The sequence below is a fragment of the uncultured Polaribacter sp. genome (genome assembly GCF_947503855.1).
In the GTDB taxonomy this organism is placed as follows: Bacteria; Bacteroidota; Bacteroidia; order Flavobacteriales; family Flavobacteriaceae; genus Polaribacter.
Genome location: NZ_CANNFF010000013.1, coordinates 1 through 22,196 on the forward strand (window position 1 = coordinate 1; position 22,196 = coordinate 22,196).

Here is a 22,196-nt window from a genome sequence, read left to right on the forward strand (position 1 = left end):
CAGTGTTCATTTTGATTTTTCATAAGTGACTATCATTAATTGATGAATTTTTAGTCAACCTATTTCAGGAAAGTACAGTTTTTTAGTTTTTACTAACGTGTTTGTATAAGGAAAGTTGCGTGGTTTAAGCAGTTAAGTTAACAAATAAAAGCCAACTAGAAAGTTTGCGAGAACTTTCATAAGTTGGCTTTTAATAGCAATTTTTTTTATACGGTGTTGTGCAACGTAATTTTTATAACTCTATTTTTATTCCAATTAGGCTTCTAAAGTAGGTGTTAGATTCCAGCTCTGAAACAATTGAGGGTTCAAATACAAAAGATATAAATTTATATTTTTCAAAAGGTTTTATTTCAAATTGAAAAGGAAAAATAAAACTGTCTAAACCATCAGGTTCAAATAATCTATAATCAACTCCTAATCCTAGTTTAAATTGATAATAGCTTTTATTAAAAAGGTCATAAAAAACAATTGTTTCATTTCTAAATTCCTCTCCAATATTATTTGCTTTAAATCTTAATTCTGTACTTATCTTTTTTGATAAATTTAATTCTAAACCAAAATAGTTTTCAGTATAAGCACTAATTTTAAATTGCCCAAATGAATTTAATGTAGCTAAAAATAGATAACATATAAATATTAATTTTTTCATATTTTTATTTTTGATTAATCCAACAAGAAAATGACCCTGTATTGAATTTAGTTCCTTCTCCTTTAGTTTTTGATTTATAATTCACAATTACATCCCCCATAAATAAATCTTTTTCTTTTTTGTCGAAACTACCTTTTACTGTTGTACTTGTATTGTCATCTAATTTTGTAGTAATTGAAGTTTCAACTTTACCAGTTTTTCCTCTATCATCTATTTCGTAAAACATATACTTCATTCTATCACCGTAAATACTTGTTTCCCAATATACAATAGGAATATTTACGTTATTATCTTTAGTAAATGATTCACCCCACCATTTAGTTTTAATAAAACCGTGATTAATCATTTTTGTAGTAGTTTCAAATAATGACACTCCAGAACTATTTTTAGCAAAGACAACTTTAACCATTACTTCAGCATCTCCATACCACCAAGATTCATACTTTCTTTTATCTTTCATACTATTAAATCTAACTCTAAACAAATTGTCTTCATTGCTATTATTATCTCTGTCAATTGTGTTAGTAGTTCCGCCAGAACCACTTCCAGAACCACCACCTGCATATATTCCACAATCATCTCTATATAATCTATAATACCTTAAATCATTGTTAGTTTCTCTACTTTCTATTGACATTTCTTGAAAGCAAGGAAAATTTCTGTGGTAATAAGACAATTCAGATTGTTCACTATCATTTAATGCTACAACTCTTTCACTTTTTGAAATTACAATAACTGGTCTTGTTGGAATATTATCATTTGTTAATTTTTGAGAATTACCAAATTCATCAAATGCAGTTATAGACTCTTCATTATCATTAGCATAAGCTACTAATGGTTTTATTACTGATGAACCTTTTCTTAAAGTATTTGAAGAACTATAATTTGGAACAGAAATTTGTATAGTAGGGTATTTTTCCAATAGTTCACTAAAATAAGTATCTAAATTTTTAGATTTAGCATTTTTACTTTTAAGTTTCCCTTTATTTAAATTGTTTTCAAGTAATGTTTTTAAATTAACATTTTCTTTTTCTGATTTAGCAAAATTATTTTTAGAAAAATCTTTTGCTAATAAGATATCATAATCTCCATCAAACCTTTTAGATGATTCTGTAAGTATATAATTTATTACATTTTCATCTTTTAAAGATTCAGATATAATTAAAGCAAAATCTTTGAAATCCTTTTTTAACTCACTATCAATAAGAGTACTTTCCGTTATTAATTCGTGCTCATTTTCTTGACTGCAAGACAAGAAAATTAATGTAAATATAACGAATGTTATTTTTAATAAATGTTTCATTTTAATTTTTTTTGGAAAAAGCTTTTTATTTTTTATTGAAAGACTTTTTCAGATTTATAATAATTTTCTACTCTTTCGATTTTCGTAGCTCGTTTTACTTTTTATTTTACTTCGGTTTCAACTTTCACATTTTCCGATTTTGGGAGGTCAACCCTTTTTCGACCGTAATTTTGGTTTTATGTTGCACAACTCTTTATAAACAAATAAAAAGTTGTTATATCCCGTTTATAAAGTGGGTTATCTTTTCTCTTGTAAAAATAAACCCTAAAAACGATGTTGTCAATCCCTGAATTCAGGGATATTTTGGCATCCCTGAATCCAGGGATATTTATCCCTGAATTCAGGGATACAAAGTTTTTAAATAAATGATAATCAAGGTTTTATATTTTGGTGTTTTTTACACAAAAAAAGAAGGTTTAAAAAATGAAAAAGCTAGCAAAAGAAATTTTAGCTCCAAATATAGATATCTTAACATTTATTGAAGCGCTTATGAAATTGAATGAAATTAAGCGAATATTGGTGAAGAAGTAATGTTTACTTAAATATGACGTTGTTTAAATAAATTTATACTCAAACAAAATGTATAGCAGCACATTCTAATAAGTTATAAAGACAGTAAAACTTCTTCTCCTTTTTTGATGTCTGAAAAATGATTAAAAAAGACTATTTGCCCATCAAAATCAGCTTCTATTAACCAATAAGAACCTTTAAAATAAGTGTTTTTTACTGTTGCTTTTAAGTCTGATGTTTCTGCAATTTTAATTTGGTGCGGATATAACAAAACCGTTTTTCCGTTTATGGTTATTTCATTAACATCATCAAACAAAGCCGCCACATATGTTGAGTTTGGATGGTTGTAAACTTCTTTTGGAGCATTGTGTACCAAAATGTTACTTTTTTTAATAACAAGTAATTTGTCTGCAAAGGAAAGCGCATCATTTTTATCGTGAGTAGCCACAATACAAGCAATATTTTCTTCTTTTAAATAACTAAATAACTTACGCCTTAAACCATTTTTTTTAAAGTTGTCTATTTGTCCAAAAGGTTCGTCTAGCAGCAATAATTGGGGTTCTTTTGCCAAAGCTCTAGCTATAGCAACGCGTTGTTTTTGGCCACCACTTAAGTTTTTTACTTTGGTGTTTTTAAAGGCAGTCATTTCTATAACTTCTAGGAGTTCTTGCGTACGTTTTTCGCTTTCTTCTGGATAAAATCTTGAAAGGTGTTTTTTGATGTTTTCGGATACAGAAATGTAGGGCATCAAATCGAAATCTTGTGCTACATATTTAAATTTTTCAAAACCGGGTACCAAATTAAATTCTGGACCTAAAACTTGTTCATCATGCCAAAAAATAGTTCCTTTTTGCAAGTCTAGTAAACCATAAATTGTTTTTAAAAGTGTCGATTTTCCACAACCACTTTCGCCCATAATACATAAGTGTTCTCCTTGCTTTACAGAGAATGTAAAGTTTTGTAAAACAGGTTTGTTTTTGGTGTAATTGAAAGAGATGTTTTCGACTTTTAGCATGTAGCAAAAGTAAGGTTTCTTTGTCATTCCTGCGAAGGCAGGAATCTATAAATTGCGTTTGTATGGATTCCTGCCTTCGCAGGAATGACAGGACGTTGCCAAGTAAGCCTGCGTTAGCGATTGTAGCGGCATCCTTTTTGTTTTTACAAAAAGATACAGCGTAAAGCGCGACCTGAAAGGGAACGCCCAAATGTATAAAAGCTAAGACAAGAAAAACCGACACTTTCGCATCGGTTTTTGCTAATTTCTAAAGTATATTGATAAATACTTAAAGACAATGTGTTTTTACCAGATTCTTACTCTGTCTTCTGGTTTTAAGTACATTTTATCTCCAGGTTGTACGTTAAATGCTTGGTAAAATGCGTCTACATTTTTAAGAGGCATGTAAGCTCTGTACATTCCAGGAGCGTGTGAGTCTGTCATAATTCTGTTTTTTAGTGCTTCATCACGCATTTTGGTTCTCCAAATGGTACCCCAAGATAGGAAAAAACGTTGTTCTGGTGTGTAATTATCTATTTTACCAGGTCTACCGTTTTTATCTAAAAAGATTTGTAAACCTTCGTAAGCTGCTTGTACACCCCCTAAATCTCCAATATTTTCTCCCAGTGTAAATTCTCCATTCAATTTCATACTGTCTATAGCAACAATTGTACTAAATTGATCGATTAGTTTTTTACCTGCTTTTTTAAATTCTTCTGCATCTTTGTCTGTCCACCAGTTTTTTAGATTTCCGTCACCATCAAAACGTGCTCCAGAATCATCAAAACTATGAGAAATTTCATGACCAATAACTGCTCCAATTCCACCATAATTTACAGCTTCGTCTGCTTTATAGTTGTAAAAAGGAGGTTGTAAAATTGCTGCTGGAAAAACAATTTCGTTATTTACAGGATTAAAGTAAGCATTTACAGTTTGTGGAGACATACCCCATTCTGTTCTGTCTACTTCTTTTCCTAATTTTGCCATATTCTTATTGTAGTTCCATTTGGTAACATTTATAGCGTTTTCAAAATAAGAACCACCTTCTTCTAAACCTTTTACTTGTAATTCTGAATAGTCCTTCCAAACATCTGGGTAGGCAATTTTAACGGTTAATTTGTGTAATTTTTCTAAGGCTTTTGTTTTTGTTTCTTCACTCATCCAAGGTAATTGAGCAATTCGTTTTTCGAAACCTAGCATTACATTGTCTATCATTTCTTTGGCTTTGGCTTTGGCTTCTGGCGGAAACATTTTTTCTACATATAATTTTCCTAAAGCTTCGCCAATAGCACCATTTAAATTACCTAAAGCACGTTCGTCTCTTGGGCGTTGTTTTTTAGCACCACTCATTTCTTTGCTGTAAAACTCCCAATTTGCTTTTTCTAAATCTGTAGATAAACTACTTAAAGCACTGTTAATGGTGTTCCAACGTAATAATAATTTAATGTCTGCCACAGAACGATTGTTAAAAATAGAACTCATGGCTTTAAAATAACCAGGGTCTGTAACAATAACATTGTCTAAATCTGCTACACCAATACCTGTTAAATGTGCTTTCCAATTGATTGCTGGAGCCAATTTTGTAAGTTGTGCAACCGTCATTGGGTTGTACATTTTACGGGTATCTCTTCTTTCTTCTTTGGTCATCATTGGTTCTGCCAAACTTTTTTCGAAAGCAACAATGGTTGCTGCGTTCTTTTTGGCTGTAGCTGCATCATCACCAAACTCTTGTAACATTTTAGCTACAAACTCTTCGTATTTTGCTAGCTTATCTGCTACTTTAGCATCTACATAATAATCTCTAGTCATCCCTAAAGAACCAGCGCCTAAATAACCTGCATATTGGCTACTGTTTTTTAAATCGTTAAAAACACCAAAACCGTAAAAACCACCTCCGCCATAAGGGGCCATGTTCGTTATGTAATTTTCTACATCTTTTTTGGTTTTAATTTCGTCTACTTTTGTTAAAAAAGGCAATACTGGTGCTTTGCCTTGTTTGTTTCTGGCAACAGTATCCATAATAGTTTGGTAATAGTTTACTGCTTTTTCTTGGTCAGAATCTATTTCGTTTCCTTTGGCATCTTTAACTTTTGGAAAATCTCTTTCTGCAATGGCTTGGTTTAGGATATTTAAAACATCTGCATCTGTTTTTTTACGCAACTCGCCAAAACCACCCCAAGAAGTTCTATCGTCTGGAATTTTTGTGTTTTTTAACCAGTTTCCGTTTACGTGTTTAAAAAAATCGTCTGTTGGTTTTACTGAAGTATCCATGTTTTCTAAAACGATGCCTGCAGTTTCTGCTGATTTTTCTTCTTTACATCCAACAAAAGTTAATGTGGCAATTGCAGTTGTAAAAAAAACTTTTTTAATTGTTTTCATTTGACTGTTTTTGATTTGAATATTTATTTCACTCTTTTTCTAGCATTTTAAATGCCTTATAATTGGTTAACTTTATTTGTATTTGTTACAAATTTTAACCTTTTATTTTATTTTTTGGCGGATTTGGTAATTTTTTAAAACCCATATTGTATAAAGTAAAACCAAAAATATCGGCATATTGTTCTATGCTTTTAGCAACGGGTGTACCTGCTCCGTGGCCCGCATTGGTTTCTATTCTAATTAAAACAGGATTTTTGCCAGCTTGTTTTTCTTGAAGCTCTGCTGCAAACTTAAAACTGTGTGCTGGCACAACTCTATCATCATGATCTCCTGTGGTTACTAAAGTTGCTGGGTATTTTGTACCTTTTTTTACGTTGTGTACAGGTGAATATCCTTTTAAATAATTAAACATTTCTTTGCTATCATTTGCTGTGCCATAATCGTAAGCCCAACCTGCACCTGCTGTAAATGTGTGATAACGCAACATGTCTAAAACACCCACAGCTGGTAATGCTACTTTCATTAACTTTGGTCTTTGCGTCATTGTTGCACCAACTAATAAGCCTCCATTTGAGCCACCTCTAATAGCTAAATATTCTGAGGATGTGTATTTTTCTTGAATTAGATATTCTGCAGCTGCAATAAAATCGTCAAAAACATTTTGCTTTTTAAGTTGTGTACCTGCATCATGCCATTTTTTACCATATTCTCCACCACCACGTAAATTAGGAACTGCGTATATACCCCCTTGTTCCATCCAAACAGCATTGGCAATACTAAAACTTGGTGTTAGACTGATATTAAAACCTCCATAACCATATAAAATCGTTGGATTTTTACCATTTAATTTTACCCCTTTTTTATGGGTGATAATCATCGGAACTTTTGTGCCGTCTTTAGAGGTATAAAACACTTGTTTACTTGTGTAAGCGTCAGCTTTAAAATCAACTGAAGGTTTCCAGTATGATTTGTATGTACCTTTTTTTGGGTTAAATTTATACAAAGAACTTGGGGTGTTGTAATTGGTAAACGAAAAGTACAATTCAGTTGCCTTTGTTTTTCCTCCAAAACCTCCAGCAGAGCCTACTCCTGGTAATTTTACTTCTCTAATTAATTTTCCATCAAAATCATATTGTAATACTTTAGAAACTGCATCTACCATATATTCTGCAAAGAAATAACCTGCACCAGTTGAAGGACTTAATACATTTTCTGTTTCCGGTATAAAATCTTGCCAGTTTTTTGGGGTAGGATTAGTAGCATCAACTGTAACTACTTTTTGATTGGGTGCATCTAAATTGGTAACTAAATAGAGTTTACTTTCTCTATTGGCAATGATATAGGTATCACTTTTAACATCACTTAAAATTGTAACTAATTTGCTATTTGATTTTGATAGATCTTTGATGAATAACTTGTTTCCAGAAGTAGAAACAGAGGCGGTAATAACTAAGTACCGGTTATCTTCTGTTACATAACCTCTAACATACCTGTGTTTTTCTGATGGAATTCCGCCAAAAATAACTGCATCATTTTTTTGAGATGTACCTAATTTGTGATAATACAATTTGTGTTGATCTGTTTTGGCAGACAATTCACTTCCTTTCGGTTTGTCGTAACTAGAATAGTAAAAACCTTCGTTTTTGTACCAAGAAATTCCTGAGAATTTTACATCAACCAAAGTATCTTCTTTAATGGTTTTGGAACGGACATCCATTACAATTATTTTTCTCCAATCAGAACCACCTTCAGAAATAGCGTATGCAGCTGTTTTTCCATCTTCAGAGAAACTTAACGAACCTAAAGAGGTTGTACCGTCATCAGAAAATGTATTTGGATCTAAGAAAACTTCTGCATCACCATCCTCTTTTTTACGATAAACCACATATTGGTTTTGTAAACCGTCATTTTTATAAAAATACGTGTAATCACCTTCTTTAAAAGGGCTACCAACCTTCTCATAATTCCATAATTCAGACAAACGAGATTTTAATTGTTCTCTGTAAGGAATTTTGCTTAAGTAATTAAAAGTAACTTCGTTTTCTGCTTTTACCCAAGCTTCTGTTTCTGTACTTCTGTCGTCTTCTAACCATCTGTAATTGTCTGTTACAGCAGTTCCAAATAAGGTGTCTACAACTGGTTTTTTTATAGTTTCAGGATAATTCACGTCTATATTTCTTTGTTTCATTTCTTTAGAACAAGATGCTAAAATAACACTTGCTGTAAGAACAGGTAAAATGATTTTTATTTTCATGAGTAATAAAATTTGATTTATATCAAAATTAGATGTTATTTAACATATTGTCAGTTATTTAACATTTTTTAACGTTTGTAATTTCATATTGATGTTGATTTGCAATTTGAAGCAAATAAAAACGACTATTTTTGTGAAAATTATTTATTATGACAGAAAATTTAACAAAAGATAGCTTTTTAAAAAAGGTATTTAACTTTGAAGAAAATAAGGAATGGAAATTTGAAGGAGACAAACCAGCATTAATAGATTTTTATGCAGATTGGTGTGGGCCATGTAAAATGTTAGCACCCATTTTAGAGCAACTTTCAGAAAAATATGATGGTAAAATAAATATCTATAAAATTGATACTGAAGCAGAACAAGAATTATCTGCAGCATTTGGTATTAGAAGTATACCTTCTATGTTGTTTTGCCCAGTAGATGAGCAGCCACAAATGGCAAATGGAGCCTTACCAAAAGCGGAGTTAGAAAGGGTAATTGCTGATGTTTTAAAAGTGAAGAAGTAAAAAAAAACCTTTAATCCTCCAAAGGGGAAAATACTCAAGATTGTCATTCTTGCGTAGGCAGGAATCTTATTTATAAAAAATCCTGAAGAGTTAACTTTTCAGGATTTTTTTGTTAAATATTAATACATAAGATTTCTATGCATCAAAAAATTATGTATATTTGATGCGAGTTGCATAGACAAATTTAAAATGTCACCTTGAGTGATTTTGAAAAATTATTGAAATAAAAATACATTTTTATTGAAGATAGTAAGCGTAGCTTAACAAATTTGTATCGAGAACACATAAGACTTCTCGATACAATTTCGATTAAAAAAAAATCGAAATTACTCGAAGTTACAGGAAAACAATTACACATTTCAACAATTAATCGATTACACATCAACAAAATGGGAAATCAGAAATTATACAAAGGTTCTTTACAAACCATTATTTTAAAGTTGTTAGCAACCAACGATAAAATGTATGGATACGAAATTACCCAAAAAGTAAAAGAACTCACAAAAGGCGAACTAAAAATTACAGAAGGTGCTTTGTACCCAGCTTTACACAAGTTAGAAGCAGATGGTTTGTTAGATGTAGAGGTTGCAAAAGTGGGAAATCGACTAAGAAAATATTACAAATTAACCGAAAGTGGCACTAAAGAAACTGCCAACAAGTTAGAAGAAATGCAGGAGTTTTTAAAAACCATGCAGCATTTGGTAAACCCTAAATTTAGCTTCGATTAGTATGGAATTAACAACAAAAGAAATAGAAAATGTACAAGACTATTTAGCATCTAAAAACTTCGATTTTATAGATTTAAAAGATGAAATTTTAGATCATATAATTTCTGATGTTGAAAATTTTATGCAAAAAGGCAATACATTTGAAGAGGCTTTTGCAAGAGTTAAAATACGTTGGGAAAAACATTTTAGAGAAACCTCTAGTTTCTTTTTTGGTATGTTGTATTCCAATTCTAAAATTGTTGTAAACAAAGCAGTAAAGCAGTTTAAATACTTCTACTTTTTATATTTAGCTGCATATATTTTACCAGTTGCATTTTTAAAAGTAATACCAATACAAGTTTCTAAAGGCTTTGCAAATTCTATAAATGGATTTTTATTGGGTTTTACATTTTCTATGCTAATTTATATAGGCTTTATTATTTTTAAAATAATTCAACTTAAACAAAAAACAACCTATAGTTTTATTTTAAAAACCCAATTTTTTGGAACAATATTTTTAGTGTTAGCCGTTTTTGTTGGAAGTGTTTTTAAAGAAAATGGTGAAATGAACCCTGTGTTTACAGGCTTTGTTTGTGCTGGTTTTACAGTAGTGTACATTTGTCATCACTTCTTCAAAAAACACAAAGAAGTAGTTACAAAATATCAAATTTCAAAGACATGAAATTATCAGAAATACAAATAGAAAACCTATACAAATTTACAAGACAACATTATGTAGAACATTATGATGTGCAAACAGAATTGGTAGATCACTTGGCTAATGATATAGAGCAAATTTGGGAGGAACATCCAAGAATTACCTTTGAACAAGCTAGAGATAAATCGTTTAAAAAATTTGGCATTTTTGGTTTTATGGATGTTGTAGAAAAGAAGCAAAGGCAAATGACAAAAAAGTACTTTAAGGTTATTTTTAAGTTTGCCAAAGAGTGGTTTCGTTTGCCAAAAATAATATTGACTTTTTTTCTACTTTTTGCCTTTTATAAAATTCAAGAATTGCAAAATGGGTATTATATATACGCAACCATTTATGGTGTTGTAATTGTTTTAGAATTAATTGTTTTAATCGACAATAAAAGAAAAGCAAAACAACAATTTAAAATAACGCAAAAAAAGTGGATGTTTAAAGATGTAATTCATATGAATGGAATTGGTAATTCTGTAATTATATTTTTTTATATGTTTGATTTTTTCTTACCCAACAATACAAAAGACTTTTTAGCAATGGGCGATTTTAGGCGTGTTTTTTCAGCTATTTTACTAACTATTTTGGTTATTTTTGGATATGTAACTTTAGTGATAATTCCCAAAAAAGCAGAACAGTTACTAGAAGAAACATACCCAGAATATAAATTCGTTTAATTTTTTATTGATGAAATTATCAGAAATACAAATAGAAAACCTATACAAATTTACAAGACAACATTATGTATATCATTATGATGTACAAACAGAATTGGTAGATCATTTGGCCAACGATATTGAGCAAATTTGTGAAGAATACCCAAAAATTACCTTTGAACAAGCCAGAGATAAATCGTTTAAAAAATTTGGCATTTTTGGTTTTATGGATGTTATTGAAGCCAAACAAAAACAAATGAACAAGCGTTATTGGAAAATTATTTGGCGCTTTACAAAAGAATGGTTTACACTACCTAAAGTAGTAACAACAATGCTTATTTTTCTTGGTTTCTTTTTTGCTTTTCAGATTCCATATTCAGAGTATCTTTTTTTAGCAACACTTTTAATATTAATAACATTTGAGATGATTGCAGTTAACAGGATAAGAAAAGAGCACAAACAAAAAGAAAAAAAAGATGAAAAAATATTTCTTTTAGAAGCAATGCTTGGAACTACTAAAAACGGTTTTACAGGTTTTACATTTATCAATTTATTCAATTTCATCAATTTAACTAGGTTTGAATTTTCTAACTTGAATGTCTATTGGCACTTACTAATTTCATCAGTAATAACATTTTTATGTATTATTTTTTACGTTTCAAATTATGTTTTACCTCAAAAAGCCCAAGAATTGTTACAAGAAACATACCCAGAATATAAATTAGTAAAAAATTTGTAACAAATTTTACATTTAAACTACACATTACTAGAACAAAATAACCAACGTATGATTTCACATTTTTTAAAGTTAGAATGGAAACAATTTTTTAGATCTGCTGCTTTTGGTAAAAGTATGGGTGCTAAAATTTTAATTGGGTTTTTTGCTGTGTATTTTATACTCATATTTTTAGGGATGGGATTTGGTGGCTTTTTTGCGATAAAAGAAATGTATCCAGAAAAAGACCCTTTAGTTGTGGTCAATTCATTTTTATTATTTGCCATTACTGGCGATTTGATTTTTCGGTACCTCATGCAGAAACTTCCAGTAATGAATATTAAACCATTGTTACTTTTACCTATTAAAAAGAAAACCATTGTCAATTACGTATTGGTAAAATCATCATTTTCATTTTTTAATATTATGAGTTTGTTTTTTTACATTCCTTTTTCAGTGGTATTGATAAAAGAAGGTTATGATACAAATGGTGTTTTAGGATGGTTATTTTTAATGATTTTACTTGTACAAAGTATCAACTTTTTAAATTTCTTAGTCAATAAAAATAATATTGCTTTTGGGTTTATGATAGCCATTTTATTAGGTGGATTTTTGGTTCAGCGTTACGAAATTTTCAATCTAGCAGGTTATGTTGGGCAAGGTTTCGACTTTATTTATCAGAATCCTATTTACAGTTTAGTTAGTATTATTTTACTTGTGGTTTTATATCAGTTAAACTACAAACAATTAAGAAGTCAAGTATACTTAGATGAGGCCATTGCAATTAAAGTAAAAGAAGCAAATTCATCAGATTTATCTTGGTTAAACAGGTTTGGAGATTTGGCTCCGTTTATGAAAAACGATCTGCGATTAATCACAAGAAATAAGAGAACAAAATCCTCTTTATTTATTCTTATTATAGGTTTATTATATGGTTTATTCTTTTATCCACAACCCCTGTATGCAGACAAAGAATTTTTATTTGCTTTTGTAGGTATTTTTTCAACAGGTGCTTTTTTAATAAATTTTGGTCAATTTATACCTGCTTGGGATAGTGTTTATTACAACATGCTAATGAGTCAGAATTTTAAGTACGAACGTTATTTAACCTCTAAATTTACTTTAATGTGTGCAAGTGTAATTATTTTATTCGTTTTAGGGATACCTTATGTTTACTTTGGCTGGAAAATTCTACTGGTACATTTTGCTGCTGCAATTTACAATGTGGGTGTAAATACACATGTAATTATGTATGGAGGTTCTTTTAATAGAAAAAGAATAAATTTAGATGAAAAAGCTGCTTTTAATTATCAAGGCACAGGCGCTGTACAATGGTTAATTGGTATCCCTTTAATGGTTATTCCAATGGGTCTTTTTGCCTTATTAAATTGGCAAATAGGTTTTGAGACAGCTACAATTACTTTGGCGGTTTTAGGTTTTATTGGCATTGCATTGCATAAAAAATTAATGTTGGTAATAACCAAAAAATATCATGCTTCTAAGTACATAATGATTCACGCTTTTAAACAAGAAAATTAAAACACAAAACTATGATACAAACTACAGAAATTTCAAAAAAATACGGAAAAGCAGAAGTTTTAAATATAGCTGCATTAGAGATTCCTACAGGGCAAAGTTTTGGATTAGTTGGAAATAACGGCGCAGGAAAAACCACTTATTTTAATATTTTATTAGATTTAATTAGACCAACATCTGGCGCAATTACCAATCATGATATTGTGGTAAGTAAAAGTGAAGAATGGAAAAACTTTACAGGTTCTTTTATAGACGAATCTTTTTTAATTGGTTACTTAACACCAGAAGAATATTTCGATTTTATAGGCGATTTACGTGGTATGAACAAAGCAGACGTAACCAGTTTTTTAGCACAGTTTGATGAGTTTTTTAATGGGGAAATTATAGGAAAGAAAAAATATTTAAGAGATTTAAGTAAAGGAAATCAGAAAAAAGCAGGTATTGCTGCTGCAATGATGGGAAATCCGCAGGTAGTAATTTTAGATGAACCTTTTGCAAACTTAGATCCAACAACACAAATCCGTTTAAAGGAAATTATAAAAAAATTAACTGAAAACAGAGAAATTACGGTACTAATTTCTAGTCATGATTTAACTCATGTAACCGAGGTTTGTGAGCGTATTGTGGTTTTAGACAAAGGTCAAGTAGTAAAAGACATCCAAACATCAACAGAAACTTTAAAAGAATTAGAAAGCTATTTTGCGCTATAAAGTCGTTATTCTTAATTTATTACTATTTTTACACTCTTATTTATACTATTTTCAAAAGAAATTAGTTGTAAGTAAGAGTTTTTAGTTTTATGAAGCACATTAAAAAAATACTAGTTTTTACTCTTCTTTTAGGAGTATTACACGCTTGTAGCACAAGAAAAGATACTGTTATTAATAGAAACTATCATGTTTTAACCACCAAATTCAACATTCTTTTTAATGGAGAAGAGGCCTTTGAAAAAGGGTTACAAGGTATTAGAGATAGTTATAAAGACGATTGGTTTCAACAATTGGTTATAGAACCTATAGAGTTTGATGACCGTAAAATTGCAGTACCCGTTTTTAAAAGTAATGGCCCAGGTGCAGGTTTTGGTAGGCCGGCAGAACAAGAAGAAACCAAAAAAGCATCTACACCTTTTGATATTGCCGAAGAAAAAGCCGTTAAATCGATTCAAAAGCACGGCATGAATATCAATGGATTAGAGAGAAACCGTCAAATAGATGATGCTTATTTATTGTTGGGAAAATCTCGTTATTATTCGCAACGTTTTATACCGGCAATAGAAGCCTTTAATTATGTAATTGCCAATTATCCAAATGCAAACTTAATAGCAGAAACCAAAATTTGGCGTGCTAAAGCAAACATTAGAATGGATAATGAAGAGTTTGCTATAGAATCTATGAAGTTACTTTTAGATGTAAAAGATACTTTAGAATCTGATTTATCTAACGAGTTAAAAGAAAATGGGCACACAGCTTTGGCTATGGCTTACATGAAAGCAGACAGTCTTCAAAAAGTAAAAAAACATTTACAATTAGCCACAAGAACACAAGAAAATAAAGCTCAGGCTGCAAGAAATATGTTTGTTTTAGGGCAAATTTATGCGAAAGAAAACAAAAAAGATTCAGCAACTATTGTTTTTAACAAGCTCAGCAATTTTAAAAAGGCACCTTACAAATACAAAATACATTCGGTTATAGAATTGGCAAAAAATGCTTCAAATGATTCTGTATCTTCTTCGGTTTTAAAAAGATTAAGAAAGCTGATAGAAAAAAGAGAAAACAGACCTTACTTAGATCAGCTATATTACCAAGTAGGTTTAACCCATCAAAAGTACGATAGTATTAGACAGGCAAAAGAGTTTTACAACAAATCTTTAAGAGCAAAAAACGGTTCAGACAAACAAAAAAGTTTTACCTACGAAAACTTAGGGAATCTCTACTTTAAAAATTCTAATTATCTAGTTGCTAGTTCTTACTATGATAGTGTTTTAAAAGTAACTACAGATACCTTAGATTTAAGAATACGAAGAGTAAAAAGAAAACATAGAAATTTAGCTTCTTTGATTAAATTCGAAAATTTAGTAGCTAAAAACGATAGTATTTTAAAGATAGTCTCTTTGCCCAAAAAAGGACAAGAAGAATTTTTTCAAAACTATATAGATCGTATTAAAAAGAAAGATAAAGAAGATGCACAATTAAGGTTGAATCAAATTGCTTTTGGTGCCAATAACACAAGTTCTTTGCAAGCAACAAACAAAGGGAAGTGGTATTTTTATAACAATCAATCTATAGGTTTTGGTAAAACCGAATTTAGAAAAATTTGGGGAGATAGAAAATTAGCAGACAAATGGCGTTGGTCTTCTACGGTTAACTTTGGTAGTACAGAAAAAGATTCTGCAGTGGTACAAACCAAAGATTTAAGATACGACTTAGCAAGTTATTTAGATAAAATTCCTACAAATAAAGAAAATATAGACACTTTAAAAATAGATAGAAATCAGGCTTTATACGAATTAGGTTTAATATACAAAGAACAATTTAAAGACCTTAACTTAGCTGTAAATCGTTTAGAAAGAGTAGCCAGTTTAAACCCTAGAAAAGAATTAGTATTGCCTATAAATTGGCATTTGTATCAAATACATAAAAGTCTAAGAGAAACAAATAAAGCAAACAGTTATAAAAACACCATTCTTACCGATTATCCAAAAACTGTTTTTGCGCAAATCATTAAAAATCCAAATAAAAAGATAGAAGAAGATCAAGGGGTTACAGAAGTAGAAAAAACCTATAAAGAATTATATTACATTTATAAGAAAGAAAAAAATTACAAAGAGGTACTTGTAAAAGTGAATGATTTACTACCCACACTTGCAAGTTCAAAATTAAAACCTAAATTTGAACTTTTAAAAGCCTACGCAATAGGAAAATACCTAGATAAAAAAACCTATTCAAAAGCCTTAGAATTTGTTGCAGTTAACTATGGAAATACAGAAGAAGGAAAAATGGCAACAGAAATTCTTAAACAATTAAGTAAATAGTTATGTTTAGTAAAAAAGAAAAAAAAGAAGAAATGCAAAAAAATAAACCAAGAACCATGGAAAGAAATGTAATTGCAAAAACCACCACATTTGTTGGAGATATAAATTCTGAAGGAGATTTTAGAATAGACGGCACTCTAGAAGGTACTTTAAAAACCAAAGGACGTGTAATTATTGGTTCAGAAGGTATTATTAAAGGGAATGTAGAATCTACAAATGCAGATATAGAAGGTAAATTTTCTGGACAATTATCTGTAGCAAATACTTTAACTATTAAATCCACTGCAAATATTTCTGGAGATGTAACCATTGGTAAATTATCTATAGAACCAGGCGCAACGTTTAATGCAACTTGTGCAATGAAAGGTGCATTAAAAGAATTAAATAAAGATAATGAAACAAAAAAAGCCTCAGAAAAAACCGCTTAACAAAGCCATTGCACTATCTGGTGCTGGTTTACAAATGGGGGTAACCATTTATTTAGGTTTTTTATTAGGCAAATGGTTAGATGGTGTTTTTAAATTAACTTTTTTAACAGAAACAATGACACTTTTGGCTATCTTTTTAACCATGTATTTGTTAGTTAAACAAGCCAATAAAATTAATGAATAAAGATATTTTTACCTATATTATAGTTTTTGGTGTTTTATTTTTAACAGGTTTTTATACACACCAGTTTCTTTTAGAGAATTTAAGTGCAAACCTTTCCTTTTCCCTAGAAAAAATATATCTTTTTCATGCCTTATTTTCGGGTATCGTTTGTATAAATTTAAGAGTAGTTTCTACTGTTGATAAACTTTTTCCTCAACTAGGTTTTATCTATTTAGGCATCCTACTTATAAAGTTAGTTTTGTTTTCTATATTTTTTTATAACCCTATATTTACAAGAGAAACCTTTAATCTACCAGAAAAAGGAGCCCTAATTATACCACTATTTATTTTTTTATTAACAGAAATAATTTTTGTTTTAAAAATACTCAAGTTAAAAGAATAGTAAATAATTAAAAAAAAAAGGTTTGTATTTTTGAATTATTGCATACCTTTGCGCCGAATTTAGAAAGCGTATTTTTATAATGAAGATTGCACAAAAATCTATCAAGTTTCTTACAATAGTAGCAATAAGCCTTTTTACAACGCTTAGTTTTGCTTCAGAATCTAACAAAACAGACAACCAAAACGATGGTGGTCGTGTAAATACGAAGCAAGAAATTAATGACTACATTAAACATCATTTAGCAGATTCTCATGATTTTTCTTTGTTTTCCTACACTTCAGATGCTGGAGAAAGAAAACATGTTGGTTTTTCATTACCAGTAATTGTATGGACTAGTAAAGGTTTAGTAACTTTTATGTCTTCTGAATTTCATCATAATGATGATGGTCATGTAATCGTAGAGAAAGATGGTTTAAAACTAGCTAAAATCCACTCTAAGATATACGAACTAGATAATGGGGCTACTCAAGTATCTTTTGATGAAACACACCATGCAAAAAACGCTCACAAAATTTTAGATTTTTCTATTACTAAAAGTGTTGTTGGAATTTTAATAGCGGCCTTTTTAATTTTCTTTGGGTTTTCTAAATTAGCAAAACAATATAAATCTAAAGCAATACCCACAGGTTTGGGGCGTGCTTTAGAACCCCTTGTTTTATACGTTAGAGACGAAATAGCGAGACCAAATATTGGTGAAAAAAAATATAAAAAGTTTATGCCTTATTTATTAACGGTGTTTTTTTTCATATGGATACTAAATTTAATGGGATTAACTCCTATAGGTTTTAATGTTACAGGTCAAATCGCAATCACAGTTTGTTTAGCAATTTTCACTTTAATAATATACATAAGCAATGGTAGTAAAGATTTTTGGATGCATACTTTATGGATGCCAGGAGTACCAAAATTGTTAAGACCAATACTTGCTGTATTAGAATTAGCAGGATATTTATTAATAAAGCCATTTTCTTTATTGGTACGTTTATTTGCCAATATTACAGCGGGTCACTCTGTTGTGATGGGTATTGCCGCTTTGATGTTATTATTAAAAGCTGAATTTGGAACTGTTGGTGCGACAGGAATCTCATTTTTCTTAACCTTATTTTTAACGGTTATAGAGGTATTAGTAGCTTTTTTACAGGCATTTATTTTCACAATGCTATCCGCATTGTTTATTGGAATGGCTGTAGAAGAACATGAGCACCATTAAACTAGAGTAATCTAGATAATAATAAATTAGAATTAGAGTTTGTTTAATTAATATATTTAAAATCAATTAGTATGTACAATTTAATTGGAGCAGGATTAATCGTAATCGGAGGAGGAATCGGACTTGGTCAAATTGGTGGTAAAGCAATGGAAGGTATTGCGCGTCAACCAGAAGCAGCAGGTAAGATCCAAACAGCGATGATCATTATTGGAGCATTATTAGAAGGTTTAGCGTTTGGTGCTTTACTTTTAGGTAAATAATCTGATACAGAAACAAAAATGCATCTATAACGGTTGGTTATAGATGTGTTTTTTAAAATTAGACAACAAAAAATAATATTATGGATATTTTTAATGATTTTTCAGTAGGTTTATTTGCACTACAATTGGTTATTCTTATTGTTTTATTAGTGCTGTTAAAGAAATTTGCTTGGAAACCAATATTAAACTCTTTAGAAGAAAGAGAATCTGGTATTGAAAACGCTTTAGCCGCCGCAGATAATGCACGTAAAGAAATGCAAAATTTAACTGCAGATAACGAAAGATTAGCAAAAGAAGCTAGAGCTGAAAGAGAAGCAATGATGAAAGAAGCTAGAGAAATTAGCGATAAAATTATTGCAGATGCAAAACAAGATGCAAAAGAAGTAACTACCAAGTTAATAGAAACAGCACAAGCTTCAATCCAACAAGAAAAACAAGCAGCGTTAGCAGCGTTAAAGAAAAACGTAGCAGAATTATCTATAGGTATTGCAGAATCTGTAATTAAAAAAGAATTATCTAATAAGAAAGACCAATTAGAGTTGGTAGAAGGAATCTTAAAAGATGTTACTTTAAACTAAAAAGAAATGAAAGACGCAAGAGCAGCATTACGTTACGCAAAAGCAATTTTAAATCTTGCAACAGATTCTAAATCAGAAGCTGCAGTAAATACAGATATGTCTTTAATTACTTCTATTATTGCAGAAAATAGTGAGTTAGAAGTAATGTTAAAAAGCCCTATTGTAAAGTCTTCAGATAAAATGAATGTTTTAAACGCATTGTTTGATGGTAAAGTAAATAACATCACATTGGGTTTATTTCATTTATTAGAAGATAATAAAAGAATAACGATGCTAGATAGTGTTGCAAAACAATACGCTATTGTATACGATCATTTAAAGCATACACAAGTAGCCACTGTAACAACAGCAGTACCTTTAACAAAAGAAGTAGAGCAACAAGTTTTAGATAAAATTGTTTCTTTAACAGGAGACAAAGCAAACTTAGAAAACAAAATAAACCCAGCAATTTTAGGAGGTTTTATTTTACGTGTTGGAGATGTGCAGTATGATGCAAGTATCTCTAATTATTTAAACGAATTGAAAAAGGAATTTGACAACAGTCATTACGTTCCAAAAATATAATTAAGCAATACGCATTAGGCTCTAAGCAGTAAGCTTTAGCCTAAAGCATATGGCAAAAAGCTTAAAGCAATTAAAAATGGCAAGTATTAAACCAGCTGAAGTATCAGCAATTTTAAAGCAACAGTTAACAAATTTCGAAGCAAAAGCTACTTTAAACGAAGTAGGAACCGTTTTACAAGTAGGTGATGGTATTGCTCGTGTTTATGGTCTTTCTAATGTACAGTATGGAGAATTAGTAGAATTCGAAAACGGCTTAGAAGGTATTGTATTAAACTTAGAAGAAGACAATGCAGGTGTTGTATTATTAGGTGCTTCTACTTCTATAAAAGAAGGTTCTACAGTAAAACGTACAGAACGTATTGCTTCTTTAAGAGCAGGTGAAGGTATTGTAGGTAGAGTTGTAGATACATTAGGTAGTCCTATAGATGGTAAAGGACCAATTACTGGTACTACATACGAGATGCCATTAGAAAGAAGAGCCCCTGGTGTAATCTACAGAGAGCCTGTAACAGAACCATTACAAACAGGTATTAAATCTATTGATGCAATGATTCCTGTAGGTAGAGGTCAGCGTGAGTTGATTATTGGAGATCGTCAAACAGGTAAATCAACAGTAGCTATTGATACAATTTTAAATCAAAAAGAATTTTTTGATGCTGGAGAGCCAGTATATTGTATCTATGTTGCAGTTGGGCAAAAAGCATCTACAGTTGCTGCTATTGCAAACATGTTAGAAGAAAAAGGCGCTTTAGCTTACACAACTATTGTAGCTGCCAATGCATCAGATCCTGCAGCAATGCAAGTATATGCACCATTTGCTGGAGCTGCAATTGGAGAATATTTTAGAGATACAGGTAGACCAGCTTTAATTATTTATGATGATTTATCTAAACAAGCAGTCGCATACCGTGAAATTTCTTTATTATTAAGAAGACCTCCAGGACGTGAGGCATATCCAGGAGATGTATTTTACTTACACTCTAGATTATTAGAAAGAGCTGCAAAAGTTATTAATGACGATAAAATTGCAAGCGAAATGAACGATTTACCAGATTCTATTAAAGGAATTGTAAAAGGTGGAGGTTCTTTAACTGCACTACCAATTATCGAAACACAAGCAGGTGACGTATCTGCCTATATACCAACAAACGTAATTTCTATTACAGATGGTCAAATTTTCTTAGATGGAGATTTATTTAACTCTGGTGTACGTCCAGCAATTAATGTAGGGATTTCTGTATCACGTGTTGGTGGTAACGCTCAAATTAAATCAATGAAAAAAGTATCTGGTACTTTAAAATTAGACCAGGCACAATTTAGAGAATTAGAAGCATTTGCTAAGTTTGGTTCAGATTTAGATGCTGCAACCATGAGTGTAATTTCTAAAGGACAACGTAATGTTGAAATTTTAAAACAAGCACAAAACGATCCTTTTGCTGTAGAAGACCAAGTTGCAATTATCTATGCAGGTTCTAAAAACTTGTTAAAAGATGTACCTGTAGACAAAGTTAAAAAGTTCGAAAAAGAATATATTGATTACTTAAACACAAAACATAGAGATACGTTAGATGTTTTAAAATCTGGTAAATTAACAGACGAAGCTACTGCAACATTAGAGGCAGCAGCTGCAGAAATAACGAAGCATTTTGCATAATAGACGTTAGCTTATAGCTTTTAGACACTAGTACTAAAAACTAAAGACTAATAACTAACAACTGAAGAATGGCAAACTTAAAAGAAATACGTAATAGAATTACCTCTATCAAATCTACAATGCAGATTACATCTGCTATGAAAATGGTGTCTGCTGCAAAATTAAAAAAAGCACAAGATGCAATTGTAGCAATGAGGCCTTATTCATCTAAATTAACAGAATTGTTGCAAAATTTAAGTGCAACTTTAGATAGTGATGCTGGTGGTGCATATTCTGAGCAAAGAGAGGTTTCTAAAGTATTATTAGTAGTTGTTACATCTAACAGAGGTCTATGTGGTGGTTTTAACTCTTCAATTACCAAAGAAGTTGTAAAAACAATTAAAGAAAAATATGTAAATACTTCTGTAGAAATATTCTCTATTGGTAAAAAAGGAGCAGACGTTTTATCTAAAGGACATAACCTTGTAGCTACAAGAAACGATTTATACGATGATTTAACTTTTGATAATACAGCAGCTGTAGCAGAAAAGTTGATGGGAATGTATGTAGATGGCACGTATGATAGAATTGAAATTATATACAACCAATTTAAAAATGCTGCGACTCAGATTCCTCAAGTAGAACAATTCCTACCCATTAAACCAATTGAAGGTGGTGATGCAACAGCAGTAAATTCTGATTATATCTTTGAGCCTTCTAAAGTAGAAATCGTAGAAGCTTTAATACCAAAGTCTTTAAAAACACAATTATACAAAGCGTTAAGAGACAGTTTTGCCTCAGAACATGGTGCTCGTATGACTGCAATGCACAAAGCAACAGACAATGCAACAGAATTAAGAGACGAATTGTTATTAACGTATAACAAAGCAAGACAAGCTGCAATTACTAACGAAATCTTAGAGATTGTTGGTGGAGCAGAAGCTTTGAATAATTAAAAAAATTAAAATTAAGCTATAATATAAAAAAAGAGACTGAATTTTCAGCCTCTTT

Annotated in this window: 22 protein-coding genes; 17 read left to right on the top strand and 5 right to left on the bottom strand. The window is 30.6% G+C overall.

The genetic code is table 11. The features are described 5' to 3' along the window. Positions 1 to 232: 232 nt before the first annotated feature. From Q0662_RS11110 to Q0662_RS11130, 5 genes are all read right to left on the bottom strand, one after another. Positions 233 to 649, bottom strand: coding sequence for a hypothetical protein (locus tag Q0662_RS11110; RefSeq protein ID WP_298949742.1), 417 nt, complete (start codon positions 647 to 649; stop codon positions 233 to 235). Between the two features lie 4 nt (positions 650 to 653). Continuing rightward, a complete protein-coding gene (locus tag Q0662_RS11115) occupies positions 654 to 1,952 on the bottom strand; it encodes a hypothetical protein (protein ID WP_298949743.1) in 1,299 nt (432 codons plus the stop codon). A 604-nt stretch (positions 1,953 to 2,556) separates the two neighbouring features. Beyond that, the gene (locus Q0662_RS11120; RefSeq protein WP_298949745.1) at positions 2,557 to 3,477 is read right to left on the bottom strand and encodes an ABC transporter ATP-binding protein; all 921 of its coding nucleotides are present in this window, start codon (positions 3,475 to 3,477) and stop codon (positions 2,557 to 2,559) included. Positions 3,478 to 3,762: 285 nt separating this feature from the next. Then, positions 3,763 to 5,835, bottom strand: coding sequence for a M13 family metallopeptidase (locus Q0662_RS11125; RefSeq protein WP_298949747.1), 2,073 nt, complete (start codon positions 5,833 to 5,835; stop codon positions 3,763 to 3,765). 94 nt (positions 5,836 to 5,929) lie between these two features. Continuing rightward, the gene (locus Q0662_RS11130; protein ID WP_298949749.1) at positions 5,930 to 8,089 is read right to left on the bottom strand and encodes a prolyl oligopeptidase family serine peptidase; all 2,160 of its coding nucleotides are present in this window, start codon (positions 8,087 to 8,089) and stop codon (positions 5,930 to 5,932) included. 149 nt (positions 8,090 to 8,238) lie between these two features. Between Q0662_RS11130 and trxA the strand changes: the two genes are divergently transcribed. From trxA to atpG, 17 genes are all read left to right on the top strand, one after another. After that, complete coding sequence (trxA, locus tag Q0662_RS11135) at positions 8,239 to 8,598, top strand: thioredoxin (protein ID WP_298949751.1); 360 nt, start codon at positions 8,239 to 8,241, stop codon at positions 8,596 to 8,598. Between the two features lie 389 nt (positions 8,599 to 8,987). Beyond that, positions 8,988 to 9,326, top strand: coding sequence for a PadR family transcriptional regulator (locus tag Q0662_RS11140; RefSeq protein ID WP_298949753.1), 339 nt, complete (start codon positions 8,988 to 8,990; stop codon positions 9,324 to 9,326). A 1-nt stretch (position 9,327) separates the two neighbouring features. Further along, positions 9,328 to 9,987 (top strand): hypothetical protein, encoded by a 660-nt coding sequence (locus Q0662_RS11145; RefSeq protein WP_298949755.1) that lies wholly within the window; start codon positions 9,328 to 9,330, stop codon positions 9,985 to 9,987. Next, the gene (locus Q0662_RS11150) at positions 9,984 to 10,685 is read left to right on the top strand and encodes a hypothetical protein (RefSeq protein ID WP_298949757.1); all 702 of its coding nucleotides are present in this window, start codon (positions 9,984 to 9,986) and stop codon (positions 10,683 to 10,685) included. Before Q0662_RS11145 ends, Q0662_RS11150 begins: the two co-directional genes overlap by 4 nt. Before the next feature lie 10 nt (positions 10,686 to 10,695). Then, entirely contained in the window at positions 10,696 to 11,403 is a 708-nt protein-coding gene (locus tag Q0662_RS11155) for a hypothetical protein (RefSeq protein ID WP_298949759.1), read from the top strand. Between the two features lie 48 nt (positions 11,404 to 11,451). Then, positions 11,452 to 12,918, top strand: a complete 1,467-nt coding sequence (locus Q0662_RS11160) for a DUF5687 family protein (RefSeq protein ID WP_298949761.1) — start codon at positions 11,452 to 11,454, stop codon at positions 12,916 to 12,918. 11 nt (positions 12,919 to 12,929) lie between these two features. After that, entirely contained in the window at positions 12,930 to 13,625 is a 696-nt protein-coding gene (locus Q0662_RS11165) for an ABC transporter ATP-binding protein (protein WP_298949763.1), read from the top strand. Positions 13,626 to 13,714: 89 nt separating this feature from the next. Beyond that, positions 13,715 to 15,946 (top strand): tetratricopeptide repeat protein, encoded by a 2,232-nt coding sequence (locus Q0662_RS11170; protein ID WP_298949765.1) that lies wholly within the window; start codon positions 13,715 to 13,717, stop codon positions 15,944 to 15,946. 2 nt (positions 15,947 to 15,948) lie between these two features. Next, positions 15,949 to 16,374 (top strand): polymer-forming cytoskeletal protein, encoded by a 426-nt coding sequence (locus Q0662_RS11175; RefSeq protein WP_298949767.1) that lies wholly within the window; start codon positions 15,949 to 15,951, stop codon positions 16,372 to 16,374. Then, positions 16,340 to 16,558: an AtpZ/AtpI family protein gene (locus tag Q0662_RS11180; protein WP_298949769.1), complete on the top strand. Its 219-nt coding sequence runs from the start codon at positions 16,340 to 16,342 to the stop codon at positions 16,556 to 16,558. Before Q0662_RS11175 ends, Q0662_RS11180 begins: the two co-directional genes overlap by 35 nt. After that, the gene (locus Q0662_RS12055; protein WP_367181304.1) at positions 16,551 to 16,940 is read left to right on the top strand and encodes a DUF6168 family protein; all 390 of its coding nucleotides are present in this window, start codon (positions 16,551 to 16,553) and stop codon (positions 16,938 to 16,940) included. Before Q0662_RS11180 ends, Q0662_RS12055 begins: the two co-directional genes overlap by 8 nt. A 79-nt stretch (positions 16,941 to 17,019) precedes the next feature. Continuing rightward, positions 17,020 to 18,150, top strand: a complete 1,131-nt coding sequence (gene atpB, locus Q0662_RS11185; protein WP_298949771.1) for a F0F1 ATP synthase subunit A — start codon at positions 17,020 to 17,022, stop codon at positions 18,148 to 18,150. Positions 18,151 to 18,221: 71 nt separating this feature from the next. Further along, positions 18,222 to 18,410: an ATP synthase F0 subunit C gene (gene atpE / locus Q0662_RS11190; RefSeq protein ID WP_053973883.1), complete on the top strand. Its 189-nt coding sequence runs from the start codon at positions 18,222 to 18,224 to the stop codon at positions 18,408 to 18,410. A gap of 80 nt (positions 18,411 to 18,490) precedes the next feature. Then, a complete protein-coding gene (locus tag Q0662_RS11195) occupies positions 18,491 to 18,988 on the top strand; it encodes a F0F1 ATP synthase subunit B (RefSeq protein ID WP_298949773.1) in 498 nt (165 codons plus the stop codon). Between the two features lie 6 nt (positions 18,989 to 18,994). Continuing rightward, positions 18,995 to 19,552, top strand: coding sequence for an ATP synthase F1 subunit delta (gene atpH / locus Q0662_RS11200; protein ID WP_298949775.1), 558 nt, complete (start codon positions 18,995 to 18,997; stop codon positions 19,550 to 19,552). Positions 19,553 to 19,628: 76 nt separating this feature from the next. After that, on the top strand, positions 19,629 to 21,206 hold the full coding sequence (gene atpA / locus Q0662_RS11205; protein WP_298949777.1) for a F0F1 ATP synthase subunit alpha: 1,578 nt from the start codon (positions 19,629 to 19,631) through the stop codon (positions 21,204 to 21,206). 68 nt (positions 21,207 to 21,274) lie between these two features. After that, complete coding sequence (atpG, locus tag Q0662_RS11210) at positions 21,275 to 22,141, top strand: ATP synthase F1 subunit gamma (protein WP_298949778.1); 867 nt, start codon at positions 21,275 to 21,277, stop codon at positions 22,139 to 22,141. The last annotated feature ends 55 nt before the right edge of the window (positions 22,142 to 22,196 follow it).